Genomic DNA, 16,710 nt, shown 5'->3' with positions numbered 1-16,710 from the left:
GCAGCAGACAGCGCGCCGCGTCCCGCGCCTGTGTCAGGCCATCTTCTCCGCGAAATCCTCGACCAGGGCGCGGATCGCGGCCGGCTCAGTCTGCTCCATGACACGCCGCGCCAGGCGCGCGCAATCGGCAATGGACACGCTGCGCACGACCAGCTTCACCTTGGGCACCGCACTCGCATTCATGCTCAGCGCGCGCAGGCCAAGGCCCAGCAGCAGCGGCGTGAGCTTGGGGTTGGCGGCCATCTCGCCGCAGACCGAGACCGGCTTGCGCAGACGCAGACTCGCCTCGACCGTGAACTGCACGAGTCGCAGAAGGCCGGGGTTCAGCGGATCATACAGCTTCGCGACCTCGACATCGCCGCGATCGGCCGCCATCGCGTACATCGTCAGGTCATTGGTGCCGATGGCGAAAAAATCGGCCTCCAGCGCCAGGGCATCGGCGGAGAGCGCGGCGACCGGCGTTTCGATCATGATGCCGAGCGGCGGCATCCGGGGCGGCAGCTCCTCGCCCCGGCGTTTCAGGCGGCGCACCACCTTGTGCAATATCTCGCGCGTGGCCCGCACCTCATCGATCGCGGTGACCATGGGCAGCAGGATACTTACCGGCCCCTTGGTGCCGGCCCGCAAAATGGCCGCCAGCTGCGTCTCCAGCAGTTCGGGGTTGCGCAGCAGCATGCGAATGCCGCGCAAGCCGAGGGCCGGATTGATGCTGGAAATATCGGCGGTGAACCCGCCATTCTGCAGCGCCTCGATTTCTTTCTCGCCGCCCCAGTCGAGCACCCGGATGGTCACCGGATCGCCTTCCATGGCCTCCACGGCGGCGCTGTAGACCTCGGTCTGCTCATCCTCGTCAGGTAGATCGGCCCGATTCATGAACATGAATTCGCTGCGGAACAGCCCGATCCCCTCGACCCCGGCCTGAGCGATCAAGGGCAGTTCCAGCGGCACTTCCAGATTGGCGAGAAGTTCCACCGCCTGCCCATCGGTGGTCTCGGCCGGCAGGCGGCGCAGCTGTGCCAGCTTCTGCCGCTCCCGCGCGAAATTGGCCGAAGACCGCTTGGCGGCCGCCATCGTGGCGGCGCCAGGATGGACCGTCACCGTGCCGGCCGCGCCGTCCAGCACCAGCAGCATGCCGCTATGGATCGACTCGGTGACGCCGGCGGCGCCCAGTATCGCAGGAATCCCCAGGGCTCGCAGCATGACCGCGGTATGACCGTCCGTGCCGCCCTCCTCCGTCACCACGCCGGCAAGGCGCGCGGGGCTGAGCAGCGCCGCATCCGCCGGCCGCAGATTGTCGATGACGAGGACGGTGCCCTGCGCGAGCTTGGCGAAGCTTTGAAACGGCGTTTCAGTCAAATTGCGGAACAGCCGCCGACCGATTTCCCGGATCTCCTCGGCACGGCGGCGCAGACCGGCCCGGTCGCGATCCGGCAAAGCCAGAACGGTCGCGACCAGGGCTTCGACCTCCTCATGCACCGCGGTTTCGGCGGCGAGCAGGCTTTCGATGCGTTTTCGCACGCCGCGCAGCAGGCGCGACGGCCCGATCATCTGCATATAGGCATCGAGCAGCGGCCCCAGTTCGGCCTGGCCTTCGGCCGGCAGCATGGCAAGCTGGCTGCGCAGCTTGGCGAGCTGGCGGCGGGATTTCTTGACCGCGCCGTCGAAACGCTCAAGCTCGGCCTCGACGGCATCCGCGGGGATGGTCGCGGCCGTCAGCACGGGCGTCTGATCTTCAAAAAGAAAAGCCGGACCCACGGCAATGCCAGGAACAATCGGCAGGCCAGTAAATTGCCGCTCGGCCGGGGGCGCAGGCGTCGCACCTGCCGCCTCTCGGGCGGCGCGCGGCTTAGGCACAGGCTTCTGCTCAGTCTTCCTCATGGAAGCCGGCTTCGATCAGGGCGGTCACCGCATCGAGCGCTTCTTTGGCGTCCCAGCCATCGGCCATGACGGTCACTTTCGACCCGATGCCGGCACCCAGCATCATCAACCCCATGATCGACCGCGCCGAGACCGTCTGGCCGTCCTTGGCGAGATTGATATCGGCGCCGAACTCCTCGGCCATCGTCACCAGCTTGGCGGCGGCGCGCGCATGCAGGCCGCGCTTGTTGACGATCAGGATATGGCGGGACAGAACCGAACCGCCGCCCGACGCGTCAGCGGGGCTGAACCATCGCGCCTGCCGGGTCACCCGCAGCTTCCGCGCACGCCCTGCAGAACCTGAGAGGCGCAGGCAATATATTTGCGGCCGGCCTCCTGGGCACAGGTCACCGCACTTTCCAGCGACTGCTGGCCGCGAACCTTGGCGAGCTTGACCAGCATCGGCAGATTGACGCCGGCGATCACCTCCACCGCACGGGAATCCATCAGCGAAATGGCAAGGTTGCTGGGCGTGCCGCCGAACATATCGGTCAGCAGCACCACGCCATCCCCGCTATCGACACGGTCGATCGAGCGCTGAATGTCGCGCCGCCGATCTTCCATATTGTCATCGGGTCCGATGCACACCGTCTCCACCCCGCATTGCGGGCCGACGACATGCTCCATTGCCGATCGCAACTCTTCGGCGAGATGGCCGTGAGTAACGAGCACTAGACCGATCATAATGAGTTCAGCGGCCTCCCATGGCCAGAAGCGTATTCATGCAGCTGCCGAACCCGTGATCGCCTTATCACGTTCGGATCGATCAAGCTCACGATGCACAACCATTGGTTGCCAACCCGCTTCCTGTAAACGCTTAGCCAATGTTTCGATCAGAAAAACGGAGCGATGGCGTCCGCCAGAACATCCGATAGCGACGGTCACGTATTTTTTACCTTCCTGCACGAAACGCGGCAGCAAAAGCAAGACCATCGATCGGATGATATCCTGGAAGGCAGCGCAATCCGGATCTTGGGCAACATATGCGCAAACTTCGGCATCCAATCCAGTGCGCGGCCTCAGCGTCTGGTCATAGTGAGGATTGCGCAGGAAGCGGGCGTCGAAGACCAGATCGGCTTCCGGCGGCAATCCAGAACGATAAGCGAAAGAAATCAACGTCAGCGACAGACCTTCGGCACCGCTGAGACCGAAACGCTGGCCAATCGTTTGCCGCAATACTGGTAGCGGCAAAGTAGAGGTATCGAGGACAAGGTCCGCGGCAGAGCGCAATTCATCGATCAGAGCATGTTCGGCGGCAATGCCGTCCCGCACCTGACCCTGGGGTGCAAGCGGATGGCGGCGCCGGGTTTCGGTATAGCGGCGCAGCAACACGGCATCCTCGGCGGTCGCGAAGACCAGTTCCGGCGTGACGACGGTTTCGCTCTTCATGCGGTCGATCGCTGCCAGCACGGCGGCGGCCGCGAAGCCACGGGTGCGGGCGTCGATGCCGATGGCCAAGGCGCGGTCCGTGCGCGACAGCAGGTCGTCGAGCAGGGAGAAGGGAGGATTATCCACCGTCTCGTAGCCCAGATCCTCCAGCGTGTGGAGAATGGAGGATTTGCCGGCGCCGGAGAGGCCCGTCACCAGAACGATACGCCTCTGGGCGGCCGGCACCGTCATACGAAAGCGCCCGCATGTTGGATGGCGCGGCCCGTGACGGTCTCGAAGGCGAGTACTGCCACCTGGGCGGCCGTCGCAGGCCTTGGGTCGATCGCAATCGCAGGCAGGTCCAGCACCGGGTCCCGCCGGGGGGACGGCAGACGCGCGATGTCTTTGCCCAGTTGGGCGACGAGGACCGGCCGCGCCGCGGCGATAAAGGGAAAGCGCATGATGCCAAGGCCGCGGATTTCGATCAGTCCCGCCAGGCTTGCCGGCGCACGGGCCATGCCGTCCTCCCCGATCGCCACCTGATCATCGGCCACCAGGGCGAAGCCCCGGTCCAGCAGGCGCAGAAGCAGATCGGATTTGCCACAACCCGGTGACCCGGTCAGCAAAATCCCCAATCCATCTCGCGCGGCACAGCTCGCATGCATCAGCATCCCCGTCACAATGCGGCAAGACTGGGGTGGGGGAAAGCGGCAATCGTAATCAAGACGGACGGTGCAGGCTTATCCCAAGTTAATCCCCAAGACTCCAAGCCTGTGCCTTGCAGAGAGTGGGGACAATAAGAATCAAGATATATTCATGACTTACGGAAAATCCTTCGCGCGTGAAGCGAAGGCTGAGATCGGCTCATACACAGTCTTATCCACAGGGGTGTGGATTCGCGCCTCAAGCGCCGTCCAGGCCTCTTCGAGGGCGGAGACCAGCTCCGCCCGCTTCAGATTGGCGGGCAGCGGCGCACCGATGACGATGTCGATGGTGCCAGGGCGTTTCAGGAAAGCATTGCGCCCCCAATGTGCCCCCGAATTGGTGGCGACCGGGATCACCGGCACGCCCATGGCCCCCGCCAGAGCCGCGACCCCGGGCTGAATGACGCGGGGCTCGCCGGGTCCGGCGCGCGTGCCCTGGGGAAAAATCACCACCTGGCGGCCGTCGGCCGCTGCTTCCTGACCGTCGCGGATCAGATCGCGGATGGCGCGCGCGCCCGCACGGCGGTCCACCGCAATCATGCCGGCGGGCTTCATCAGCCGCCCGAAGACCGGCACTTTCAGCAATTCCTGCTTCAGGACATAGGCGGGCTTGGGCATCAGCATCCAGACCGCCGTATCGAAGGCCGATTGATGGATGGAGGCGATCAGCGCCGGACCGTCGAAGGTCAGATGCTCGATCCCGGAGACCCGCACGCGGATGCCGCAGCACAGGCGCAGCAGACGGATGATGACCATCGCCCAGGCCCGGCCCAGGTGGATGAGCTGCTTCTCCCGTCCGGTCATCAGATAGACATAGCCCCACAGGCTGTAGACCGTGGTTGCAGCCACGAAGCCGATATTGAACAGCAAGGACCTGGCCATCAGCCAAAGGCGCGTCATGCGTCGTGTATCCCTCGGAGGAAGCTCGCGAGCCGGGCGAAGCGCAGCTCGGCCAGAAGCCATTTGGTGTATTCTGAGATCAGCAGCCGCCAAACATGCGGGCGGAAGCCGTCGTAAATCGCGGTCGGCTGCACGCGCATGGGATAGAGCATCACCGCCGGCATGGCGCGGGACAGTTCCAGCAGCGCGCGCGGCATGTGATAGCCGGCCGTGACCACGATCAGCGTGCGGATATGGTGCGCCTCCACCCAGCCGGACGTCTCATCGGCATTGCCGACCGTCGTCTGGGCCTGATGGCCGAGCGTGATCTGAGAGGCCGCCGGCGGCCGGGCCAGATGCGCCGACCGCTCCATGTCACGCAGAGAGACGGTCTGCGGCACGCCTGAGACCAGCAGCTGGTCGGCCCGCCCCTCGTTCAGCATCTGAAAGGCGGTCGCCAGCCTGTCCTCGCCGCCTGTCAGCACGACGATGCCGTCCGCGCGGGCCGGCGGCACCGAGGGCGCATAGGTATTGAGCAGAAACCACAGGAAGCCGCCGCACCAGGCGATCAGCGTCAGCATCACGGCAAGCGCCGCCAGCCGCGCCCCGATCCGCCGCGGCGGCAGGCGGCCGGATTTCTTGCGCGCCGCCTCCGATTTCTGCCGCGCCGTGCCGCGGCGGCGGACCGGCTTTACGGCAGGCGTCTGAGCCATCGGCGAACCGTGCCCTCGGCGGTGACATAGCCAATCGCGGCGGCAGCCAGCGGCAAAGCGGGCAGCACGATCCATAGTGGCAAGGGTAGCGCGATGAGGGGTGTCTGCGTGACATCGGGCGTGCTGCTGCTCTGCGCGAAGGGCGCGGCGAGATAGGCGAGCCAGAGCAGCACGGGCAGCGCCGCGATGGCGCCGCCGGCGCCACCCGCCGCCGCCAGGCGCATCGCCCGGCGGGCAAACCGGCCGGCGATATAGGCGTCGGTCGCGCCCAGCCCATGCACGATTTCAATCGAGTCGCGCCGTGCCGCAAGGCCGGCACGGGTCGCGACCGCCACCACCGCCACGGCCACGCCCACCACCAGCAGCAGCATCACGGCCGCACAGGCCTGCAGGCTGCGTGCCAGAGCCGACAGGCGTGCCGCCCAGACATCGGCGCTTTCCAGCGCAGTGTCGGGCGCGGCGGCCGTCAGCTTGGCCGCAAGATCATCGGGCAGGACGCTGCCGGGTGCCAGTTCCACCGCAATCACCGCCGGCAGCGGCAAAGCCAGCGTCGAGCCCGCGTCACCCAGCCAGGGCTTGAGGAGGGCCGCGAGATCGTCGCTGCTCATCGGCCTGGCGGTCAGGACTCCGGGTTCGGATTGCAGAACGGTCATCACCGCTGCGAGGCGCGAGCCATGACCGCTGACGCCAGGGTCATTGGGCGTTGGCACCTGAACGGTCAGCTCCGCCTCCGCACCCTGCTGCCAGTGCTGGGCGAGCATGGCGGTCGCCAGCGCGCCGGCCAGCGCCAGCGCCGCCAGGAAAGCCATTGCCGCGACCAGAAAAGGCAGCAGCCGATCCGACAGCGCGCGTTTGAGGCCGAGATCGTCGAAACCCACCGGGCGCAGGCGCGTGGCCGACTGGCCGCGGCGCCGCGGCGGGCTGCGGGGCGGCGCCTGGCGTGGCGGCAGCGGGGGTCGGGCGCCGCCCAGCGGCTCACGGGGATAGTCACTCATCTTGCACGAGATGCCCGGCTTCAAGACGCAGCAGGCGCGCCGGATAGCGCGCCATCAGCGATTCGTTATGAGTGGCGACGATCGCCGTGGTGCCCAGGCGGTTGAGTTCCTGGAAAAGCTGCATCAGCCGCTCGGCCTGGGCGTCGTCCAGATTCCCGGTCGGCTCGTCGGCCAGCAGCATGGCCGGCCGGCTGATCACGGCCCGCGCGATGGCGACGCGCTGCTGCTCGCCGCCCGACAGCTCATATGGGTGAGAGTCGATCTTCGCGGCCAGGCCTACCCAGCGCAGCATCTCCATGACATCGGCGCGGATCTGGCCCTCAGGCCGGCCGGCGATGCGCAGCGGCAGCGCGACATTGTCGAAGGCCGTCAAATGCGGCAGCAGCCGGAAATCCTGAAAGACGACGCCGATGCGCCGGCGCAGCCGCGGCAGCTGGCGGCGTTCGGCCCGGCCGATATCGGTGCCCTGGATGAACATCCGCCCGCGCGAGGGCCGCACAGCCAGATAGATCATGCGCATCAGGCTGGTCTTGCCGGCGCCGGAGGGACCCGTCAGCCAGCGGAAACCACCCTCCGGCACATGAAAGCTCAGATCATGCAGCACCTCAGCCTGGGCTGCACGTCCGGCACCGTAGCGCAGGCTGACCTGTTCAAGACGGATCATGGCAGGCCATCAGAGAAAAGCGCATGCGACGAAACCCGGCCGCAGCCAGTCTGTCTTGCGGGCAAAACGGCCATTTTCTTCCAAAGCATGCAAATTTAGTTTCGGGTGCGCTGTGCGAGGTTCAGGCAGAGGATTGCACGCGGCGCCGCTCTTGGCCACAATCCGCGCCTAAACAATGGGTTGGTTCAATCCAACACAAGGGTAAAGCCGCAGATGCGACTGGTGTGTCGTGAGTGTTCCGCCGCCTACGAAGCGCCGGATAGCCTATTCGGACCGCAACCGCGCGAGGTACGGTGCAATCGCTGCGGCTATCAATGGACCGTGGTCGGCCCTGCGAGCCCGGGCGACGTCCGCGCGCCCGTGCCAATGCCCGCGCCCGCGGTGCCGTCGCCCGCGCCCCTGCCCGAGGCAGAGCCCGTCACCGCCACCCTGCTGCCGGCGGATACCGAGCGTCTTGCCGATACGCTGGCGGTCCGGCCTGCGCCCGTTTTGCGGGTGGAACCGGCCGCCGCCTCCACCCGCGCACTGCTCGGCGACATTCCGGCCGAAGCCGCGGATATCGAAATGCCCGACGCGGAAGAGCGGCGGCTGTCCCACGAACTGTCCTTCGGAGAGACTGAGCGTCACCCGGCGCCCATGACCCGCAGCGGCGGGCGCGGGCGCGGCCTTTGGCCGGTCATTCTGATCGTCATCGTCCTCGTCATCGGGGCCATTCTGTTCAAACCGCAGCTGATCGATGCCGTGCCGGCGCTGGGCAGCATCTACGCGTCCGTCGGTCTTTGACGGACACCGCGATCAGCGCGTGGGATGCGGCGTCTCGCCGCGATAGTCGTAGAAGCCACGCTTGGCCTTGCGGCCGAGCCAGCCGGCTTCGACATAGGTCACCAATAGCGGACAGGGGCGGTATTTGCTGTCGCCCATGCCCTCATGCAGCACGCGCATGATCGCGAGACAGGTGTCCAAACCGATGAAATCGGCGAGTTCCAGCGGGCCCATGGGCTGATTGGTACCGAGCTTCATGGCGGTATCGATCGAGATCACAGATCCGACCCCTTCCATCAGCGCATAGGCCGCCTCGTTGATCATCGGGATCAGAATGCGGTTGACGATGAAGGCCGGATAATCCGCGGCAATCGCCGTGGTCTTGCCCATGCGCTCGGCCAGCGCCTGCACGGCGGCGAAGGTCGCGTCATCCGTCGCGATGCCCCGGATGATCTCGACCAACTTCATCACCGGCACCGGATTCATGAAATGCATGCCGATGACGCGATGCGGCCGGTCCGTCACGGCCGCCAGGCGGGTGATACTGATCGAAGAGGTATTGGTCGCGATGATCGCCCCGGCCTTCAGATGCGGCACCAGATCCTTCAGGATGGCGATCTTGACCGCCTCCCGCTCGGTCGCCGCTTCGATGACGATATCGCAGGCGCCCAGCGCGCTCGTCTGGTCTGCGGTGGTGATCCGCGCCAGCGCCGCGTTCCGATCAGCCGCGGTCACCGCGCCCTTCTCCACCTGACGGTCCAGATTGCGACCGATCGTGGCCAGCGCCCGGGTCAGCGCCTCGGCGCTGAGATCGGTCAGAACCACATCGAGCCCGCTCAGCGCCGCGACATGGGCGATGCCATTGCCCATCTGTCCCGCCCCGATGATCCCGAGCGTCTGGATCGCAACCGTGCTGCTGCCCTCGGCTGTCATGCCGTCTCTCCTGTGATCCGCGGCGATGCGGGAACCGGCGGCGGCCGCCGCTTGGCTTCGGACAGAGTATCGGGCGCTTTCGCGGTGCTGCCAACCGGCACGCGGCGCTGCCACTCCCGGTATTGTGATGGCGCAGGACGGTCGCGGCGCCCTGCCCGCGGCGCGGAGCGCAGGTGCAGCCGCGCAACATGCTTCACCGCGCCGGGACTATCCGGTAAGCGATCAGGGCGGCGATCCTGTGCGACTAAAGCAAGGAGCTGCATGCAATCTCGGCATGGCGCGACCGGCACAGCCGCGCGCGGCGGCCCGGATTGCACGGAGGCGCCGCTCTTTTGAATAAGGACAGACAAGGCTCGATGTGGGTTCAGACAAAGCTGGCGGCCATTGCGCGCCTAAGCAGCCGTCACGCCGTATGGGTGGTTTTGGCGGGTATCATTCTGGCGCTGGGGAGCGTGTTCTATACGCCCCGCCATCTCGCCGTCGATACCAATACGGATGACCTGTTTTCGCCCAAACTGCCCTGGCGCCAGGCCCAGACGGCGCTGAACCAGTCTTTCCCGCAGTTCAACGATCTGCTGGTCGGCGTCATCACGGCCAAGACGCCGGAGGAAGCCGACCAGACGGCCAATGCCATTGCCCAGGCAGCGAGCGCCGACCGCGCGCATTTCCGCACCGTTCGCCGGCCCGACAATCTCGACTTCTACAAGACCGAGGGCCTGCTCTTCCTCAATCAGACGGATTTGCAGAAGCTGCTCAACAGCCTGGTGCAGGCCCAGCCCTTCATCGGCCAGCTGGCGGCCGATCCCTCCATGCGCGGCCTGCTGACGGCGATCGGCCTCATCGGCCAGGGCGCCGCTCAGGGACAGGTTGACCTCACCGGCTATACGAGCGCGCTGGACGGTTTTGACCGCGGCCTGAAAGCCGCGGCCGACGGCCATCCCGAACCCGTCTCCTGGCAGAAGCTGCTCGGCGGCTCGCTCAGCGACCGCGCCGGAGCCGAGCGTTTCGTGCTGCTCCAGCCCGTCCAGGATTACGGCGCGATCGAACCGGGTGCCGTGGCGACCGACGCGCTGCAGGCGATCGCGGCCCATGTCCCGACCGTCGCGAATGGCCGCGCCACCTTCCGCATCACCGGTCAGATCGCGCTGGCGGACCAGCAATTCGCCTCTCTGACCCAGGGAATTGTCACCGATACGGTGATCTCGGTCGGCCTCATCATCCTGTGGCTGGTGCTCGCGGTGAGGCGTGTCCGCTATATTATAGCGATCCTGCTGACCCTGGTCCTGGGCCTGCTGATGACGACCCTCTTCGCCGCCGTCGCGATCGGCACGCTGAACCTCATTTCAGTCGCTTTCGCCGTGCTCTTCGTGGGTCTGGCGGTCGATTTCGCGATCCAGATCGCGGTCCGCTACCGCGATGAGCGGCGCCTCTCGCCCAGCGCCGAGGTCGCGCTCGAGCAGACGCTGCGCAAGGCCGGTAATTCCGTGCTGCTTGCGGCCGTCGCCATCGCCGCCGGCTTCTTCGCCTTCGTGCCGACCAGTTTCGCGGGCGTCGCCGAGCTGGGGCTGATCGCCGGCGTCGGCATGCTCATCGCCTTCGCCTGCACCATCACCTTCCTGCCGGCACTGATCACGCTGTTCCGCCTGCCGGCAGAGCATGGCGAGATCGGCTTCACCAGCCTGGCCCCCCTCGACATGATGCTCTGGCAAAGGCGGCGTCCGGTGGTCGCCGTCTTCGCCGTGCTCGGCATCATCGGCCTCATCCTGATCCCGCGGATCGCATTCGACAGTGACCCGCTGGATACGCAGGACCCGCATTCGGAGGCGATGCAGACTCTGCGCAGCCTGCAGAGCAACCCCATCACCAATCCCTACAGCATCGACGTGCTGGCGCCCTCGCCGGCGGCGGCCGCGACGCTGGCCGACAAGCTCGCCACACTGCCGCTGGTCGATCACGCGCTCTCGCTCGCGAGCTTCGTGCCCGACGATCAGCAGCCGAAGCTCGACGCCATCGCCGATACGGCGGACCTGCTGGCGCCGACCCTCTCGCCCGGCCCCTCGGCACCGGTGACGCCCGGCGACATCAGGATCGCCATCGGGGCGACGCAGCGGGCCATCAATGCCGCCAAGCCCAAACTGCCGGACGGCAGCCCGCTGCTCGCGATCGACGCCGATCTCACCAAGCTCAGCACCGAAAGCGATGCCCAGCTGATGGCGGCCAATCAGGCGCTGACCGAATTTTTGCCCATGCAGCTCGCGACGCTGCAGACCTCGCTCTCGGCCCATCCAGTCACGCTCGCCACCCTGCCGCATGAACTGACGGTGGACTGGCTGACGCCGGACGGTCAGGCCCGCATTCAGGTTCTGCCCAAGGTCAGCGCCATGAACAGCACCGGGCTGCGCGCCTTCGTGAACCAGGTGACGGCGGTCGCCCCCAATGCCGGCGGCTCTGCCGTTACCGTCATTGCGAGTGCCCGCACCATCATCGGCGCCTTCCGGGAAGCGGCCGTGCTGGCCTTGATCGCCATCGCCGCCATCCTGTTCCTGTTCCTGCGCCGCCCGCTGCATGTGGCGCTGATCATGGCGCCCCTGGTGCTGTCCTCGCTCATCACGGTCCTGGTGATCGTGCTGCTGCCGTTGCCGCTGAACTTCGCCAATATCATCGCCCTGCCGCTGCTGCAGGGGGTGGGCGTTTCCTTTAACCTCTATTTCGTCATGAACTGGCGCGCGGGTGAGCGCAGCTTCCTGGCCTCGGCCACCGCGCGGGCGATCCTGTTCTCGGCGCTCACCACCGGCACGGCCTTCGGCTCCCTCGCCTTCTCCCACCATCCGGGCACGGCGAGCATGGGCCTGCTGCTGCTGCTGAGCCTGGCCTGCACTTTGATCGCGACCTTCATCTTCGAGCCCGCACTGCTCTATCTGGTACCCGCGCCCCAGGGCGCGGCACCGACGCCCCGGCGCGAGGCGGTGAGCGAAGACGTGACCTGATCAAGCGAAACCGCTTGCGGCTATGGCAGCGCTCCGCGGGATTACCTGCGGGGCGCTTGTCATTTCCCCTGGATTCGATGCGATATCAAAATATATAGTCCACTCATGTGGGCTAGGTTCGACGATCTCCGGCAAGGTTTGCGCCTGGGGCTACGGCAGGCTGGTGGCGTCGTGCTGGACGGGCTGATGCCGCCGCGCTGCCCCTCCTGCGGCGTGCCGGTGCATCGGCAGCAGCGCCTCTGCGCCCCCTGTTTCGCCGGGCTGAGCTTCATCACCGCGCCTTATTGCCAGGGCTGCGGCCTGCCCTTCACATTGGCGCGCGAGGGGGGGCCTGCGCAGCTCTGCCCGAGCTGCATCGCGCGGCCACTGGCCTTCCGGCGCGGGCGCGCGGCCTTCCTGTATGACGACGCGGCGCAGCGCCTGATCCTGCCCTTCAAACATGGCGACCGCACCGAGCTGGCTGATCTGCTCGGCCTGCTGATGGCGCGCGCCGGCGGCCCGATCCTGGCCGAGGCCGAGATTCTCGTGCCGGTGCCGCTGCATCGCAGGCGCCTGGCCGCGCGCCGCTACAACCAGGCCGCCCTGCTGGCGCTCGATCTGGCAAAGCGGGCCGGCAAGCCCTGTGCGGTGGATGCGCTGACGCGGGCACGGGCGACCGCGCCGCTGGGCACGCTGTCGGCTGCCGCCCGGGCACGGGAAGTCAGCGGCGCCTTCACGCTGCGCGGCCGCGCAGAGCGGCGTCTTGAGGGCCGGACACTCCTTCTGGTCGATGATGTGATGACCTCGGGCGCCACGCTCTCGGCCTGCGCCCGCGCGCTGCTGGCCGGGGGCGCCGCGCAGGTTGACGTGCTGGTCGCCGCGCGCGTGCCTGATCCGCGCCAGAACGGCGCGCTGCAAGGCGGCCATGCCCTTGCGGAGGCGGGCGCGGACGGCAAATCATCGCTCCGATGAATGGAGATGACCATGGCCGCGATTGAAATCTATACCCAGCCCTACTGCCCCTATTGCGCCCGCGCCAAGGCGCTGCTCGACAGCAAGGGCGTCACCTACAAGGAAATCGACGCGCCGCAGGGTTCGCCCGCACGCAGCGAATCCCGCAGCCGTACCGGCCGCACGTCGGTGCCGCAGATCTTCATCGACGGGAAGCATATCGGCGGCTGCGACGATCTGGTGGCGCTGGACCGTCAGGGCGGTCTTGATCCGCTGCTCGCCGCCTGATTGCGCGAGGTCAAAAGCGCCCCGCGGCGGAACCGCTCTAGGGGTGCAGAATGGTGCTGCCGGTGGTCTTGCGGGCTTCCAGCGCCCGATGGGCCTCGGCCGCGTCGCGTAGCGCGAAGCTCTGGTCGACTTCGATCTTGACCAGGCCGCGGCGGACGACGTCGAACAGATCCTCGGTCGCTGCCAGCAGGGCGGGACGCTTGGCGGTATAGGTCACCAGACTCGGCCGGGTCAGGAAGAGACTGCCTTTGGCAGCGAGCTGCATGATATCGACCGGCGGCACCGCGCCCGAGGCATTGCCGAAGCTCACCATCATGCCCAAGGGCGCGAGGCAATCGAGACTGGCCGCGAAGGTGTCGCGTCCGACGCTGTCATAGACCACAGGCACCATGGCGCCATGCGTGATGTCGCGGACGCGGGCGGGGATATCCTCATGGCCGAGAATGACGTGATCGGCGCCATGGGCACGGGCGATGGCCGCTTTATCGTCGCTGGAGACGACACCGATGACGGTCGCACCCAGATGCTTGGCCCATTGGCACATAACCAGCCCGACGCCGCCTGCGGCGGCATAGATCAGGATGGTCTCGCCCGGGCTCACCTTATAGGTCCGATGCAGCAGGAATTGCGCGGTGAGGCCCCGCATCATCATGCCGGCGGCGGTATCGAAGCTGAAAGCCTCGGGCAGTTTCACCAGCCGATCGGCCGGCATGACCCGCTTTTCGGCATAGGCACCGAGCGGCATGGAGACATAGGCGACGCGGTCGCCCTCGGCGAAATCGGTGACGCCGGTGCCGACCCGCAGCACGGTGCCGGAGGCTTCCATGCCTGGGGTCATCGGCATGGGGGTCTTGTAGAGGCCGCTGCGAAAATAGAGATCGATGAAATTCACGCCGATCGCGGCATGATGGATCAGCACCTGCCCCGGTCCCGGTTCGGGCGTCGGCACCTGTTCCCAGGCGAGGACCTCGGGGCCGCCCGTGGCATGCACCCGGATAGCATGGCTCATCGCGTGATCCTCTGTTGCGGGCGATCGTCTGCCACCGCATGCGCGTCCGAGGGCGAAAGCGCAATCCGGCCAGTGGTCGTAGCCGCCGCGTCGGCAGCGGCATGGGTTTCCAGCGCGAGCAGGAAGCGCTTGGTCGCGACCCCCTCGCCGCCGCTATAGCCGCCGATCACAAAGCGGCCGCGGGCACCGGAGCCCACCACGCGATGGCAGGGAATGAGGATGGGGATCGGATTATGCGCCATGGCGGTGCCGATGGAGCGCGCCGCACCGCCGGCCTCTGCCGCAACCTGGGCGTAGCTGCGGGTCTCGCCCGGTGCGATCTGCATGATCACCGACCAAACGCGGCGGCGATAGGGCGTGCCATAAGGGTCCACCGGCAAGGTCATCGGCCTGATCCGGTGGTCGAAATAATCCTGCAGCCAGTTGCGGGCAGCGGTCAGGACCGGCGTCGGCGCCTGATCGCGTCCCCAGCCCCAGTCAAGCGCGACGATCACCTCCTGCTCCGCGGAGACAGTGATGGGGCCGATGGGGGTATGCAAAGAAAGCTGCGGCAAGGCGGCGCCTGAACAAGGTGACGCCGCATGGCAAACGCCGGGGCGGTCAAATGTCAAGCGCCGCGTCATCGGTGCGCGGGGATGCGGGATCGCGTCCGGGGCCGCCGATGATGGACGGCGCCCCCCGCCTGCGGCAAAACAGGCGACGGATCATCGCGGACCCGTGTGGTTTTGGGCTCACGGCCCCGCGGCGCCTGGGGGTTTTACGCCGGCCGCGCGCGCCGGCCGCCGTGACCGCTGCCGCGGTACACAAATATTTGTTCGCTCAATTGAAAAGGGATCGATTTTGTGAAGACTGAACAGAACCAGGATCAGACAAACGACCCCGCACCCTATTTCGATGCGCATATTTTCGTCTGCTGCAACCGCAGGCCCGACGGCCACAAGCGCGGGTCCTGCGCGGCGCGCGGATCGGAAGCGCTGCGCGACTATATGAAGGCCCGCGTCAAAGAGGCGGGCGTGCCCCATGCGCGCGTCAATATGGCTGGCTGCCTGGATCGCTGCGAGGATGGCCCTTGCCTCGTCATCTATCCGGCTGGCGTCTGGTACAGGATCGAAACGCGTGCCGATGTTGATCGCATCATCGCGGACCATCTGCTGGAGGGCGGCCGCGCGGAGGATCTGCGTCTGCCCGCCGCACGCTCAGCCGGATGACCGCATCTGCAGGCGCGGAGAACCCGATGGATGAGGATACGATCTTCGCGCCCATGACGGCGCAGGGCCGCGCAGCCATCTCAGCCCTGCGGCTGAGCGGCCAGGGCACCCAGGCCGCCATCCTGGCGCTGGCCGGCCATTGCCCGGCCCCCCGGCGTGCGAGCCTCCGCCGGCTGCGCGACGGATCGGGCGAGGTGCTGGATGAGGCGGTGGTCATCTGGTCGCCGGCGCCCGCCTCCTATACCGGCGAGGACGTCGCCGAATTGCATCTGCATGGCGGCAGGGCGGTGCTGGACGGCGTGGCCGAGGCCCTGCTGGCACTCGGCTTGCGCATGGCCGAACCGGGCGAATTCAGCCGCCGCGCCTTCCTCAACGGGCGAATGGATCTGGTCCAGGCGGAAGCGATCGGCGATCTGGTCGCGGCCGAGACCGCAGGCCAGCGGCGCCAGGCGCTGCGCCAGATGCAGGGCGCGCTCGGGCGGGTCTATGAAAACTGGTCCGATCGCCTGGCCGGGACCCTCGCCCATCAGGAGGCGCTGATTGATTTCCCGGATGAGGCCTTGCCGCCCGCGGTTGAAGACATGCTGACGAGTGAGATTGACCGCCTGGCGGCGGAAATCGGCGCGCATCTGGCCGACGGCAGCCGCGGCGAGAAGATGCGCGAGGGCCTGGTCTTTGTCGTCCAGGGGGCGCCGAACGCCGGCAAGTCGACGCTGGTCAATGCCCTGGCGGCGCGCGATATCGCCATCGTCTCGCCCATTGCCGGCACCACCCGCGACACGCTGGAGGTTCATCTCATCCTGGGTGACGCGCCGGTGACGCTGATCGACACCGCGGGCCTGCGGGAGACCGAAGACCCGGTGGAAGCCGAGGGCGTGCGCCGGGCGCGGGCGCGGGCTGCCCAGGCCGATCTCGTACTCACCCTCGTCAGCGTCGAGCCAGCCGATGCGGCCGCCATGCCTGCCGCCGTGAGCGCGGCCGTGAGCGGGGCAGACCAGCCGCCCCGCCTGGTTATCGCCACGAAAGCCGATCTCGGGCCCCCGCCGGCCGCTGTGGATCTCGCCGTCAGCGTCCTCAGCGGCACCGGCATGGCCGAACTGCACGAGCGGCTCAGCGCTTTCGCTCGCGCCGCCACCGCCCAATCCGGCCCGCCGCCGCTGACACGCCAGCGCCATCGCGCGCATCTGCAGCAGGCCGGGCGCCATCTGCGCCTCGCGGCGGCGGAGACCGAGCCCGAATTGCGGGCGGAGGAGATGCGCCTTGCCCTCGCGGCACTGGGCGGAATCACGGGCACAATCGGCGTCGAAGCGCTGCTCGACCGGATCTTTTCTGATTTCTGCATCGGAAAGTAGC

General features: G+C 67.1%; 17 protein-coding genes and 2 pseudogenes. 7 read left to right on the top strand and 12 right to left on the bottom strand.

Translation table 11 applies throughout. The features are described from left to right. Window positions 1–33 precede the first annotated feature (33 nt). From ptsP to ftsE, 9 genes are all read right to left on the bottom strand, one after another. Window positions 34–1,878: a phosphoenolpyruvate--protein phosphotransferase gene (gene ptsP / locus AC3G7M_RS04390; protein ID WP_489214494.1), complete on the bottom strand. Its 1,845-nt coding sequence runs from the start codon at window positions 1,876–1,878 to the stop codon at window positions 34–36. Then, complete coding sequence (locus AC3G7M_RS04385) at window positions 1,865–2,188, bottom strand: HPr family phosphocarrier protein (protein WP_489214493.1); 324 nt, start codon at window positions 2,186–2,188, stop codon at window positions 1,865–1,867. Before AC3G7M_RS04385 ends, ptsP begins: the two co-directional genes overlap by 14 nt. Next, entirely contained in the window at window positions 2,185–2,601 is a 417-nt protein-coding gene (locus AC3G7M_RS04380; RefSeq protein WP_489214492.1) for a PTS sugar transporter subunit IIA, read from the bottom strand. The genes AC3G7M_RS04385 and AC3G7M_RS04380 overlap by 4 nt, the downstream gene beginning before the upstream one ends. Window positions 2,602–2,637: 36 nt before the next feature. After that, window positions 2,638–3,537: an RNase adapter RapZ gene (rapZ, locus tag AC3G7M_RS04375; protein WP_489214491.1), complete on the bottom strand. Its 900-nt coding sequence runs from the start codon at window positions 3,535–3,537 to the stop codon at window positions 2,638–2,640. Beyond that, entirely contained in the window at window positions 3,534–3,911 is a 378-nt protein-coding gene (locus AC3G7M_RS04370) for an HPr kinase/phosphorylase (protein ID WP_489214490.1), read from the bottom strand. Before AC3G7M_RS04370 ends, rapZ begins: the two co-directional genes overlap by 4 nt. 195 nt (window positions 3,912–4,106) lie before the next feature. Further along, the gene (locus AC3G7M_RS04365; RefSeq protein WP_489214489.1) at window positions 4,107–4,889 is read right to left on the bottom strand and encodes a lysophospholipid acyltransferase family protein; all 783 of its coding nucleotides are present in this window, start codon (window positions 4,887–4,889) and stop codon (window positions 4,107–4,109) included. Then, complete coding sequence (locus tag AC3G7M_RS04360) at window positions 4,886–5,581, bottom strand: YdcF family protein (protein WP_489214488.1); 696 nt, start codon at window positions 5,579–5,581, stop codon at window positions 4,886–4,888. The genes AC3G7M_RS04365 and AC3G7M_RS04360 overlap by 4 nt, the downstream gene beginning before the upstream one ends. Next, window positions 5,560–6,576, bottom strand: a complete 1,017-nt coding sequence (locus tag AC3G7M_RS04355) for a cell division protein FtsX (RefSeq protein WP_489214487.1) — start codon at window positions 6,574–6,576, stop codon at window positions 5,560–5,562. Before AC3G7M_RS04355 ends, AC3G7M_RS04360 begins: the two co-directional genes overlap by 22 nt. Continuing rightward, window positions 6,569–7,240, bottom strand: a complete 672-nt coding sequence (ftsE, locus tag AC3G7M_RS04350; protein WP_489214486.1) for a cell division ATP-binding protein FtsE — start codon at window positions 7,238–7,240, stop codon at window positions 6,569–6,571. Before ftsE ends, AC3G7M_RS04355 begins: the two co-directional genes overlap by 8 nt. A 213-nt stretch (window positions 7,241–7,453) precedes the next feature. On the opposite strand from ftsE, the pseudogene AC3G7M_RS04345 reads away from it, so the two are divergent. Together AC3G7M_RS04345 and AC3G7M_RS04340 are read left to right on the top strand one after the other, a co-directional pair. Continuing rightward, window positions 7,454–7,513 (top strand): annotated as a pseudogene (locus AC3G7M_RS04345) (hypothetical protein); the annotation flags it as partial. 93 nt (window positions 7,514–7,606) lie between these two features. Beyond that, window positions 7,607–8,023 (top strand): hypothetical protein, encoded by a 417-nt coding sequence (locus AC3G7M_RS04340; protein WP_489216139.1) that lies wholly within the window; start codon window positions 7,607–7,609, stop codon window positions 8,021–8,023. Window positions 8,024–8,035: 12 nt separating this feature from the next. Here AC3G7M_RS04340 and AC3G7M_RS04335 read toward each other — a convergent pair whose 3' ends face one another. Beyond that, on the bottom strand, window positions 8,036–8,935 hold the full coding sequence (locus AC3G7M_RS04335) for a 3-hydroxybutyryl-CoA dehydrogenase (RefSeq protein WP_489214485.1): 900 nt from the start codon (window positions 8,933–8,935) through the stop codon (window positions 8,036–8,038). Between the two features lie 356 nt (window positions 8,936–9,291). Here AC3G7M_RS04335 and AC3G7M_RS04330 point away from each other — a divergent pair, with 356 nt between their 5' ends. The 3 genes from AC3G7M_RS04330 (at window position 9,292) to grxC (ending at window position 13,140) form a co-directional block, all read left to right on the top strand. Next, window positions 9,292–11,922, top strand: a complete 2,631-nt coding sequence (locus AC3G7M_RS04330; protein WP_489214484.1) for an MMPL family transporter — start codon at window positions 9,292–9,294, stop codon at window positions 11,920–11,922. A 171-nt stretch (window positions 11,923–12,093) separates the two neighbouring features. Further along, window positions 12,094–12,873, top strand: a complete 780-nt coding sequence (locus AC3G7M_RS04325; RefSeq protein ID WP_489214483.1) for a ComF family protein — start codon at window positions 12,094–12,096, stop codon at window positions 12,871–12,873. Window positions 12,874–12,885: 12 nt separating this feature from the next. After that, the gene (gene grxC, locus AC3G7M_RS04320; protein WP_489214482.1) at window positions 12,886–13,140 is read left to right on the top strand and encodes a glutaredoxin 3; all 255 of its coding nucleotides are present in this window, start codon (window positions 12,886–12,888) and stop codon (window positions 13,138–13,140) included. Between the two features lie 37 nt (window positions 13,141–13,177). Here the strand turns inward: grxC and AC3G7M_RS04315 are convergent, their stop codons facing one another. Beyond that, the gene (locus AC3G7M_RS04315) at window positions 13,178–14,149 is read right to left on the bottom strand and encodes a quinone oxidoreductase family protein (RefSeq protein ID WP_489214481.1); all 972 of its coding nucleotides are present in this window, start codon (window positions 14,147–14,149) and stop codon (window positions 13,178–13,180) included. Window positions 14,150–14,256: 107 nt separating this feature from the next. Then, window positions 14,257–14,703: pseudogene (locus tag AC3G7M_RS04310) on the bottom strand (methylated-DNA--[protein]-cysteine S-methyltransferase); the annotation flags it as partial. Between the two features lie 288 nt (window positions 14,704–14,991). Here AC3G7M_RS04310 and AC3G7M_RS04305 point away from each other — a divergent pair. Continuing rightward, the gene (locus tag AC3G7M_RS04305) at window positions 14,992–15,357 is read left to right on the top strand and encodes a (2Fe-2S) ferredoxin domain-containing protein (protein WP_489214480.1); all 366 of its coding nucleotides are present in this window, start codon (window positions 14,992–14,994) and stop codon (window positions 15,355–15,357) included. Next, window positions 15,354–16,709 (top strand): tRNA uridine-5-carboxymethylaminomethyl(34) synthesis GTPase MnmE, encoded by a 1,356-nt coding sequence (mnmE, locus tag AC3G7M_RS04300; protein ID WP_489214479.1) that lies wholly within the window; start codon window positions 15,354–15,356, stop codon window positions 16,707–16,709. Before AC3G7M_RS04305 ends, mnmE begins: the two co-directional genes overlap by 4 nt. Window position 16,710: the final 1 nt, after the last annotated feature.

This window comes from Acidisoma sibiricum (assembly GCF_057837225.1).
The sequence above is the reverse complement of the archived record's forward strand: the minus strand, read 5'-3'. Positions and strand labels throughout refer to the sequence as shown.